This is a genomic window from Nocardia abscessus NBRC 100374, from assembly GCF_000308455.1.
Classification (GTDB): Bacteria; Actinomycetota; Actinomycetes; order Mycobacteriales; family Mycobacteriaceae; genus Nocardia; species Nocardia abscessus.
This window is the reverse complement of record NZ_BAFP01000067.1, coordinates 45531-55867: the sequence shown is the minus strand read 5'-3', so window position 1 is coordinate 55867 and position 10337 is coordinate 45531. Positions and strand designations below refer to the sequence as shown.

At 65.7% G+C, this 10337-nt stretch carries 8 protein-coding genes and 1 pseudogene; 6 read left to right on the top strand and 3 right to left on the bottom strand.

Going from position 1 to position 10337, the window contains the following annotated elements:
* Positions 1 to 110 precede the first annotated feature (110 nt).
* From mvaD to ON19_RS13455, 5 genes are read left to right on the top strand one after another with little or no spacing between them, the layout of a single operon-like run.
* Positions 111 to 1262, top strand: coding sequence for a diphosphomevalonate decarboxylase (gene mvaD, locus ON19_RS13475; protein WP_083899347.1), 1152 nt, complete (start codon positions 111 to 113; stop codon positions 1260 to 1262).
* Positions 1259 to 2365 carry a phosphomevalonate kinase gene (locus tag ON19_RS13470; protein WP_043690960.1) on the top strand — a complete coding sequence of 369 codons (1107 nt, stop codon included), beginning with the start codon at positions 1259 to 1261 and terminating at the stop codon, positions 2363 to 2365. Before mvaD ends, ON19_RS13470 begins: the two co-directional genes overlap by 4 nt.
* Positions 2362 to 3450: a type 2 isopentenyl-diphosphate Delta-isomerase gene (gene fni / locus ON19_RS13465; RefSeq protein WP_043690958.1), complete on the top strand. Its 1089-nt coding sequence runs from the start codon at positions 2362 to 2364 to the stop codon at positions 3448 to 3450. The genes ON19_RS13470 and fni overlap by 4 nt, the downstream gene beginning before the upstream one ends.
* A 5-nt stretch (positions 3451 to 3455) precedes the next feature.
* On the top strand, positions 3456 to 4505 hold the full coding sequence (locus ON19_RS13460; protein ID WP_051168837.1) for a hydroxymethylglutaryl-coenzyme A reductase family protein: 1050 nt from the start codon (positions 3456 to 3458) through the stop codon (positions 4503 to 4505).
* A complete protein-coding gene (locus ON19_RS13455; RefSeq protein ID WP_043690956.1) occupies positions 4502 to 5674 on the top strand; it encodes a hydroxymethylglutaryl-CoA synthase in 1173 nt (390 codons plus the stop codon). The genes ON19_RS13460 and ON19_RS13455 overlap by 4 nt, the downstream gene beginning before the upstream one ends.
* A gap of 195 nt (positions 5675 to 5869) precedes the next feature.
* Here ON19_RS13455 and ON19_RS43710 read toward each other — a convergent pair.
* From ON19_RS43710 to ON19_RS13445, 3 genes and pseudogenes are all read right to left on the bottom strand, one after another.
* A pseudogene (locus tag ON19_RS43710) lies at positions 5870 to 5989 on the bottom strand (RNA polymerase subunit sigma-24); the annotation flags it as partial.
* Positions 5990 to 6887: 898 nt separating this feature from the next.
* A complete protein-coding gene (locus tag ON19_RS13450) occupies positions 6888 to 7142 on the bottom strand; it encodes a hypothetical protein (RefSeq protein ID WP_043690954.1) in 255 nt (84 codons plus the stop codon).
* A gap of 210 nt (positions 7143 to 7352) precedes the next feature.
* A complete protein-coding gene (locus ON19_RS13445) occupies positions 7353 to 8624 on the bottom strand; it encodes a PucR family transcriptional regulator (RefSeq protein WP_043690951.1) in 1272 nt (423 codons plus the stop codon).
* An 864-nt stretch (positions 8625 to 9488) separates the two neighbouring features.
* Here ON19_RS13445 and ON19_RS40180 point away from each other — a divergent pair.
* Positions 9489 to 10304 (top strand): response regulator, encoded by an 816-nt coding sequence (locus tag ON19_RS40180; RefSeq protein WP_218006407.1) that lies wholly within the window; start codon positions 9489 to 9491, stop codon positions 10302 to 10304.
* Positions 10305 to 10337 lie beyond the last annotated feature (33 nt).

The following is a 10337-nucleotide window of genomic DNA, read 5'->3' as shown; positions in this document are numbered from 1 at the left end:
TGCGTCCTCGCCCTCACCGAGCCGGGCCGCGGCGCCTCGACGGTGAGTGCGGCGCTACGCCGAGCCGGCGCTGTGCAGACCTGGACCGTCCCGACCCGGAGCGTGCTGCCATGACCGATGCCACGACTCCGCCGGAAACCGGAACGCGATACACACCGACGACTTTCGCCCCCGACGCGACAGCGGTCTCCCCGCCCGCCGCCGACGGCATCGACGTTCTCGGAGTCGACGATGCCGAAGCGAGTCTCTTCCGTGCCAACGAAATCGGCGAAGAAGCGGTCGCCGTCGCCCATCCGAACATCGCGCTGGTGAAGTACTGGGGCAAGCGCGACGAATCGTTCTTCCTGCCCGTCACAGGTAGTTTGTCGATGACGCTGGACATCTATCCCACCACGACGACGGTGCGGTTGATCGACGGCCCGGCCGACGTCGTCGTGCTCAATGGCTGCCGTGCCGCCGGTCCGGCGCACGCCAGGGTCGAGCGGTTTCTGGACCTGGTTCGTGCCCGTGCCCGCCGCGCCGAACACGCGCTGGTCATCTCGACCAATACCGGGCCGACCGGCGCTGGCCTGGCCTCCTCGGCGAGCGGATTCGCCGCACTGGCCGCTGCGGCGTCCGCATGCTACGGGCTGGACGAAGGCGCCCGCGGGCTGTCGAGACTGGCGCGGCGGGGCTCCGGGTCGGCCTGCCGATCCGTCTTCGGCGGGTTCGTGGTGTGGCACGCCGGAGACGGCTTCGGCGAGGCGGGTGACCTGAGTTCCTACGCGGAACAAATCGACGGCGACGCGCTGGACCCGGCTCTGGTTGTCGCCGTGGTCGACACCGCGTCGAAGGCGGTGTCGAGCAGGGAGGCCATGCGCCGAACCTGCGCCACCTCGCCGCTCTACCGGTCATGGGCCGAATCGTCGGCCTCCGACCTCCACGAGATGCGCAAAGCCATCGCGCGCCGGGACCTTCCAGCGGTCGGCGAGATCGCCGAGCGCAACGCCTTGGGGATGCACGCCACCATGCTGGCGGCGAAACCGTCGATCCGGTACCTCTCGCCGGGCTCGGTGACGATTCTGGACCGGGTACTCGCGCTGCGCGACGACGGCGTCGCCGCCTACGCCACGATCGATGCCGGACCCAACGTCACGGTGCTCTGTGCCCGCGCCGACGCGCAGCGGGTGGACGCCGCCCTACGCGAGGTCGGCGACTTCGCCGAAACCCACACGGCCCATCTCGGCCCCGGCGCTGCCGTTGTCCGGGGCGGCGACCGATGATCAGCTACCGTGCCCCGGGCAAGCTGTTCATCGCTGGAGAGTACGCCGTCGTGGAGCCGGGCCATCGCGCGATACTCACGGCGGTCGACCGCTACGCGACCGCCACAGTGGTCGAGGCATCCGCCGACGAGGACACCACGCTGCGGACGGACCTCAACGGTGCCGGGAAGCTGTCGTGCCGGCGCGGCGGTGACCGATTGATCCCGTCGACCGCCGATGCCCGGGTGCCGACCGCGTTCGCATACGTCTTCGCCGCGGCCGCGGTCATCGATCGGTTGCTCGTCGAGCGAGGCATCCGGGCGCGTCCCTATCGTTTGCGCCTCACCGGTGATTTCGCCGACTCCGACGGCAAGAAACTCGGTCTCGGTGCCAGCGCAGCGGTCACGGCCGCGGCCGTCGCGGCCCTCGGCATCTTCTTCCGGCTCGGCCTGAGCCCGATGGACCGGTACCGACTGGCGATGGTGGCCACCCTGTCGGTCAACCCGGCCGCCTCCGGTGGGGATGTAGCGGCGAGCACCTGGGGCGGCTGGATCGCCTACAGTTCCCCCGACCGGCAGCGCATATCCGAATCGATCGCGGACAAAGGGGTCGACGCGGCACTGCGCGCGCCGTGGCCCGGGTTGTCGGTGCATCGTCTGCCCCCGCCGACGCGACTCGCGATGAAGGTCGGGTGGACCGGGGAACCCGCGTCGACACCGGCGCTGGTCGCGGGACTCCGCCACGGCCACCGCCGGCAATTGCCCGACCACGGCGCCTTCCTGGCCAAGAGCGAGCAGTGCGTCCGACGGCTCGGCACGGCACTCGAATCCGGCGATTCCTTCGGTATCCAAGGCGAGATCCACTACGCCAGATCAATTCTGATGGGACTCGACGAGAAAGCGGGGGTGGGCATCATGACACCGCGGCTGCACGCGCTGTGCGAGGCGGGCGAAGCGGTCGGCGCCGCAGCGAAGCCTTCGGGCGCCGGGGGCGGCGATTGCGGCATCGCGCTCATCGACCGCACCCGTAGCGCGGCGATCACCGAACTCACCACCCGTTGGGTCGCCGCGGGCATCCGGCCGCTGTCGCTGCGCACCCACCCGCACGCGGATGACCGCGGATGACCGGCAACCGCAAGGACGACCACGTCCGGCACGCCGTGGACCAGCACCGCGATAACACCGGCGCCAACGACTTCGACTCGGTCACCTTTCTGCACCACGCCCTCGCCGGCATCGACAGCGCGGACGTGTCTTTGGCCGTCGAAGTCGCCGGAAAACGCTGGGACACACCGTTATTCGTCAACGCGATGACCGGAGGCAGCCTGCACACCGGGGAGATCAATCGCCAGCTGGCGATCGCCGCCCGCGAAACCGGAATCCCTATCGCGTCCGGCTCGATGAGCGCCTACTTCCGCGACTCCTCGGTCGCCGACAGCTACCGCGTGCTGCGACAGGAGAACCCGCACGGCTTCGTCATGGCCAACGTCAACGCGACGGCGACCCTGGACCAGGTACACCGGGCCATCGACCTGCTGGAGGCGGACGCCATTCAGATCCACCTCAACTCGGTCCAGGAGATCGTGATGCCCGAAGGTGACCGGGCTTTCGGGTCCTGGCCCCGCCGGATCGAGCACATCACCGCCCACGCGCCCGTGCCGGTGATCGTCAAAGAAGTCGGGTTCGGACTCAGCAGGCCCACCGTTGCCTGGTTGCGCGATGCCGGAGTCACCGTGGCCGATGTCGGCGGCCGCGGCGGTACCAACTTCGCGCGTATCGAGAACGATCGACGCACGGCCGCGAATTTCTCCTTCATCGAGAACTGGGGCCAGTCGACGCCCAGCTGCCTGCTGGACTGCGCGGGCGTCACCGGGATCGATCTGTTCGCCTCGGGCGGTATCCGCTCGCCCCTCGACATCGCCAGGTCACTGGCGCTGGGAGCCTGCGCGACCGGTGTCGCGGGACGCTTCCTCGAGACGCTCGTCGGCCGCGGCGCCGCCGCGTTGGTCGAGATGATCCGTGAGTGGCTCGTCCAACTGCGCCTGATCTCGACTGTGCTCGGCGCTGCCACGCCCGCTGATCTGGCCGGTTGCGATCTGCTGATCACCGGCGACGTGGCGACGTTCTGCCGGCTTCACGGCATCGACGCAGCCTCGTACGCCCACCGGAGCCGGTGGTGGAACGAATCGGAAAGAAGGAGCCACCCGTGAACGACATGTCGTATGCGGCTGTCCCGCTGCAGTGGGTGGGACCCGTGCGCATCACCGGCAATACCGTCGACGACGCCGTCGAGGTCCCCCTGGCCACCTACGAATCGCCGCTGTGGCCGTCGGTCGGGCGCGGCGCGCGGATCTCCACGCTGACCGACAACGGTGTGGTGGCGACCTTGGTCGACGACCGCATGACCCGTTCGATCCTGCTCGAAGCCGACGACGCGCACACCGCGCACACCGCCGTGCAGCGGCTCGGAAGCCGATTCGGCGAACTGCAGGAGGTGGCCGCGGGCAGCAGCCGGTACGCCCGCCTCATCGACCTGCACCATCAGATCACCGGGAATCTGCTGTTCCTGCGATTCGCGTTCACCACCGGTGACGCCGCGGGCCACAACATGGTCACGCTCGCCTCCGATCATCTGATGAACCACATCGTGGCGACGATTCCCGGGCTGCGATACGTCTCGGTCTCCGGAAACTACTGCACGGACAAGAAAGCCACCGCGGTCAACGGGATCCTCGGCCGCGGCAAGAACGTCGTCACCGAAATCCTCATACCCCGCGACGTGGTCGAAAGGAGACTGCACACCACCGCTCGACAGGTGGTCGAGCTGAACATCCGCAAGAACCTCATCGGCACGCTGCTCGCCGGTGGAATCCGCTCCGCAAACGCGCACTACGCCAACATGCTGTTGGCGTTCTACCTGGCCACCGGGCAGGACGCCGCGAACATCGTCGAGGGGTCCCAAGGCGTCACGCATACCGAGGACCGCGCCGGGGATCTCTACTTCTCGTGCACGCTGCCCAATCTCATCGTCGGGACCGTCGGGAACGGCAAGCACCAGAGTTTCGTCGACGAGAATCTCACCCGCCTCGGCTGCCGGTCGGCGCGGCAGGACGGCGACAACGCCCGCCGTCTCGCGGTGATCGCGGCGGCCACCGTGCTGTGCGGCGAGCTGTCGCTGATGGCGGCGCAGACCAACCGCGGTGAATTGATGCGCTCCCACACCCGATTCGAACGGTCGACCACAAGCAACGGAGTACTGCCATGACCACCCCACCGGTCGGAATCCACGACCTTTCCTTCACCACCACCCATTACGCGCTGGATCACGCCCTGCTCGCCGATCGCCTCGGCGTGGACCCCAACAAGTTCTACCTCGGCATCGGTCAGGAGACGATGAGCGTCGCCGCCGCCGACGAGGACATCGTCACCATCGCCGCGGCCGCCGCCCAGCCCATCATCGACCGCCACGGCATCGACCACATCCGCACGGTGCTGCTGGCCACCGAAAGCGGTGTCGACCAGTCGAAATCAGCGGGCCTCTATCTCCACCCTCTGATCGGACTGCCCAACACCGCCCGCGTGGTCGAACTGAAACAAGCCTGCTACGGCGGGACGGCCGGACTTCAGTTCGCCGCCGGACTGATCGCCCGCGACCCGTCCCAACGCGTACTGGTCATCGCCACCGATATCGCCAAGTACGAGCTCGACACCCCCGGTGAACCGACCCAGGGCGCCGCCGCGGTGGCGATGCTCGTCAGCGCGAATCCGGCGATCCTGCGACTGGAACCCCACTCCGGGCTCTACAGCGCCGACATCATGGACTTCTGGCGCCCGAACTACCGCACCGCCGCGCTTGTCGACGGCAAGACCTCGGTCAACGCCTATCAGAAGGCCACCCAGGAAGCCTGGACCGACTACCGGCGCCACGGCGGCCGCGACCTCGGCGAGTTCGCCGCGTTCTGCTATCACCAACCGTTCACCAGAATGGCTTTCAAAGCGCATCGCCACCTTCTCGAAAGTCAAGGCCACACGGCGGACACGGCCGCGATCGACGCCGCGATTCGCCATACCACCAGCTACAACCGCACCGTCGGCAACAGCTACACCGCCTCGCTCTACCTCGGTCTGGTGTCCTTGCTCGACCACGCCGACGACCTCACCGACCAACCCATCGCCTTCATCAGCTACGGATCGGGCAGCGTCGCCGAATTCTTCAGCGGCACCTTGGAACCCGGCTACCACGATCACCTCAGAACCGACGCCAACCGGTCCGCCGTCACCACTCGCGTACCTGTCGGCTACGACCGCTACCGCGAACTCCACGAAGCCCGAACCCCCACCGACGGCAGGTACCACGCCATTCCCGAGGAGACCACCCGCCCGTTCCGGTTGGCGGCGATCTCCGGCCACAAACGCATCTATGAATCCCGATGACACAAACACCCCCTCGAGCAAAGTCGTTCACTATTACAACTTCTCTCGAGAAACAGCAGCGGGAGTAGCGCAATGGATCATGCTACGGTGACTCGTTCGCCGCGTCCGAACATGATCCGGCGTGCACGAGAGCGACCAGGTTTGGTGCGTTGAGCGCGCCAGCGGTTATGAGCGACCTCGATCAGTTTGAAAGCAATCGCGGGCCCGCGCGTGGAGGTGGGCGGCGGAAGCGGTGTACCGCGGGAGCATCGAGTCGAGTTCGGTGAGCGCGGCGAGTCCCGCCTGCGGTCCTTCCGCCTCACCGACAGCGACGGCGGAGCCCCACACCCGGCGTGATCCGCGCCCAGTCCGGTGTGGTTACGCCAGCGGGCGATCAGGCGAAAACCCTTACCTGCCAGTACAGATCCGTATCCCCGAATGCCCGCGCCTGATGCAACCGACGTAGCTGGCGGATCTCTATTCATTGCGCTGCGCGGATCCACTATTCCGATCCCATCTGTCCTATCGGGTGATTCCTGCCCGGGTTCAGCCAACAAGCGACAGCTCTCCAATCAGCAGAAGTCATTCCTGTCCGAGCACCCTCCCCGGCGCAGGAGGCGTGCAGGCGTTGGCATCGTTCCATTGTGGATGGCAACTCTCTCCCGCATGGACGGCAATGAATGTAATCCATTAGGTAACCGGTTTCATCTGGTCAGGCTCTTGAGCGCGGATGCGCAACGGGTATCGATACTGCGGGCCCCTGACGTCGACTCAGGGAACTATGACTAGGGCCTGTTCCGAGGTCCACGCCATTGTGGACCGTCATCGGCGTCGTTGCCGGACGGCGGGGCGTCGAGCACCCACACCTGAAACGGGCATTCCGGTAGAACTGGAGCGGCATGCAATTCTGATCGGTCTGTCGCGCGCGGCCTGCGGGAGACCGCAAGTGCAGCGCCGAGTTTCCAATCGACCTGCTCAGTGCGCAGGCCGAATACAGCCGGCAAGGCTGCAGGGCTGGTTCGCCGTGTCAGGTGAACGAGTCCCGGAGCAGCCAGCCTTGAAACATACTTCGGTATCTACGCCGACGGAATCGGCGAGCTTTTCTGACCAGTTCTTTCAGCGGCGGGTTGCTGAGAGCCCTGGGCCTTTCCGGCTGCGTCACGTCGAATCACATGGCGGTGGTCGTTGATTGACAGCCCGATGCGCACGCAGCAGTGAGCGCGGGGTTTCAAGATCACTTCCATCGCCATTGTCGACACTGTGGTCGCGGCGGAATGAGTTTGGTCCAGAAGTCGTGGCGTACTGCGTCCCACAACGTGTTCAGGTCCGGAAGGAGTTCTCGTGCTTGTGCGAGATCCGGAAAATCGTCGGGACCGAAGGATACGATCGGCGCGGCGCCGGATGCCTCGTGGACGGCGACGATGGTGATCAGGTGGTCATGAAACAACCGCCATGTGGCGCGCAATCCGTCGGCTTCGGTTCGTCGCATATCATCCATGTTTTGCTTCCAACTCGTCGGCTTTGTGTCAGAGCGTTTTCGACCGTTGTCAATGTCGACCTCCTGCTTATGGGCGTACCGGGTCGTGTGAAATCTGCGATTGGAAGCACCTGGTGGCGCTCTCGAGCACGGGTTCCCCGGCGGGAACAGCAGACGCTGATCGACTGGAGTAATTCCGGCACCCGCACGACCGCACGCCGCTCACTTGCGGTAAGTGCGGGCAACCAACGCCGAACGCAGGTGCCACAGCCCGCTGGCCTGGGTGGGATCGAACCCTGTGAGCTGACCGATCCGCTTGAGCCGGTGGTCCACGGTGTTGGCGTGTACGTGCAGTAGCCGCGCTGTGCGCTGGCGGTTGAGGTTGTGCGCGATATGGATTTCCAGGGTCGCCAGCAGTTCCGGGTGTTCGTCCAGTGGATCGAGCAGCGACCCGACACAGTCGCGGGCGGGGCCGGGGCGGGTGAGCTGGTATTCCAGAGCCAGATCGTCGAAGTGATACAGGCCTGGCACCGACCTCAACCGGGTGACCATGTCGAGTAGTTGATGGGCTTGATCGGCAGCGGTGGGCACGATGTCGGTGGGGGCGGTGACCACCGCGGCGGTGACGGGCACGCGGGCCGCCTGCGACAGGTGGGCGATCAGTTCCTCCAGAGCAACCTCGGTGATGTGATCGGCGGGGATCAGCAGGGTGCCGCCGTCGATCGACAGCAGTGACAGCACGGTGTGGTCGCAGCGGGTGGCCAGCTCCGCCTGCACGCGCCGGAGTTTGCGGCGAGCGACGACTTGCGCGTCCAGTATCGGGTTGGATTCGTCCGGGTGCGACGGAATGGCGAGGGCAATGACGCGATAGCGGTCGGAGATTTCGATGCCGCATTCGCGGGCCATGGTGGAGGTGGGATGACCCCCGAGCAGCGCCGAGGTGAGCGTGTGCACCGCGGTGTGGTGCTCCGACACGACCGCGCGCAGTTCTCGCACATAGGCCACCGAGACCGCCGTGGTCATGGTATCGAGCATTTCGACGACCAGTTTGGCGCCGTCGAGAATACTTTCGTAGTCGGCCATGCTGGGGGTGAGCATCGGCTCGGTGTCGGCCGAGCCGGAGGCACGCCGCTGGGCCAAGGCGGTGGACACCACCAGGTCGAAGCCGATCTTGAAACCCTCATGGATGGCGTGGTGAATGGTATCGATAGGCACGCCCTCGCGAGCCCATTGGGCCGCGGCGTTTTCGAGCCGTTCGGTCTTCTCCGGAATATTGCTGCCGTCCAGCATGCTGACGGCCAGTTCCAGGCACACGCGGGTGATGATGGTGATGTCGCCATGGATCGCGTCACCGGGCAAGGTGCCGCAGGGGGCGACGGTTTCGACAAAATGCCCAACCATCTGCCGTGACAACGCCCGCACGTCTTTCAACGGCAACGACATCGGCTGGCCGGATACAGTGAGCCCTTCCCTGCGGGGAGAGGTAACAGACATAGTCGAACTTCCTTCCATCCCCGTTAACTGCGCTATTGCACCAGAGTAACCAGAACAAGATTCATGAGAACGGCTTACTCCGAGTAACGTGAATTTCGGGAGAGCGGTCCGCAAGCGATAGTGATAGTTCACAATGACGATCGGCTGAACTGCGACCGATGTGCCGAGATGCCGAAGTGAGCGAACCGGCGAGATCTACGGCGTGGACCCTCACCCTCGGGTGCGCATCCGGTCCCGCCTTACAGTTCGGGCTTGGGCTGTGCACGCACCTCGGCCGACCATACGATCCACGGAGGTTCGCTTCCCTAACCAAGGACCAGTTGGTCTGCTGGCTCCATAGTAACCGGTTTCATCTGGATCAGGCTCTCGAGCCCGGAGGCGCAAAGGTATCCGCATTCCTCTGACGCCGACTCAGGGGAACCATTTCAGACCTAGTGTTCGCGGGCCACCCCGGCGACGAACCGGCGTGTTCCGCAATCGGCTGCACACCATCGCCGGGCTGATCAGACTCGGCGAGTACGACGAGGTCCGCCGCTACGTCAGCCAAGTCAGTGCCAGCAACGATCAGTGGCAGGCCGAGGTAACCGGCCGGATCGGTTATCCCGCAGTCGCTGCGCTGCCGATCGCCAAGGCCAGCCTCGCCGCGAAACAGGGCATCGAGCTGCGCATGTCGAAGACAAGCGGGCAGCGCGGTCTCGGATTGGCGCTCACCAAGCAGGCGTGTGTTCGCCGAGGTGGTTCGGTCTCGGCCACAACGCCGAGGGTGCGGTATTCACCGCAACACTGCCGATCGTTCCGGAGATGCCGCAGTGATCCGGGTGCTCGTCGACGACGACTTCATGGTTGCCAGGGTGCACTCCGCATATGTCGGGTTTCGCCCTTGTGAGCGTGGCGCACACAGGTGCCGACGCGCTGCGCATGATCGACGAACTGCGCCCGGATCCGATGCTGCTCGACATCTATATGCCCGATATCGATGGCCTGACTGCACTGCGAGGCATCCGAGAATCAGCCGAAGCGACCGACGTCATGGTGATCAGCGCTGCAGACGATGTGGACACCGTCCGCGCCGCGGTGCGCGGTGGCGTGCTGCACTACCTGATCAGCCGTTCAGCGATGGCGCGCTCTACGACCACTTGCGGCATTTCGCCGCACTACACGCCGAGCTCGGTGTGCTGTCGCGGGCCGCGCAGTCGGATGTGGACGAGGTTTCGTCGGGCGTCCGCGTGGATCGGCCGCGCTGCGACACAGGCGGCGCTCATCACCCGTCAGCGTCCGCTCGACCTCGCCCCAGGATCGAAAGGCTGCGATCAGCAACGACGCGATGCCGCGAGCGAGCGCCCACATCCGCAGCACGACAGGCAGCGGGTCACCCACGACGAGCGTGCCCTCGTCCATGCATTCGCGCACAGTCACCGCGAAGAGTTGGAACGCGCCGCTGGTGAGCACCTGATCGACCGTCCCGGCTCGTCGGCGCGGTGGCCAGTCGGTGTTGCTCCTGATGTGCCAGAGCGAAGCGGATACAAGCCATACCCTGGTCGCGCAGCCGGATCATCGGGAAGGTACTCGGATCGAGCGCTGCGCGCAACGCGTCGGACAGATCCTCGAAGGCTTGGGCGACCACGGCTTCTCTCGAGTGAGATCCAGGCAGATCAGCGCGGAACATGTTGGGCACGCTGAATCAATAGGCGCCGGAGGTCTCGTTGCAGGTAC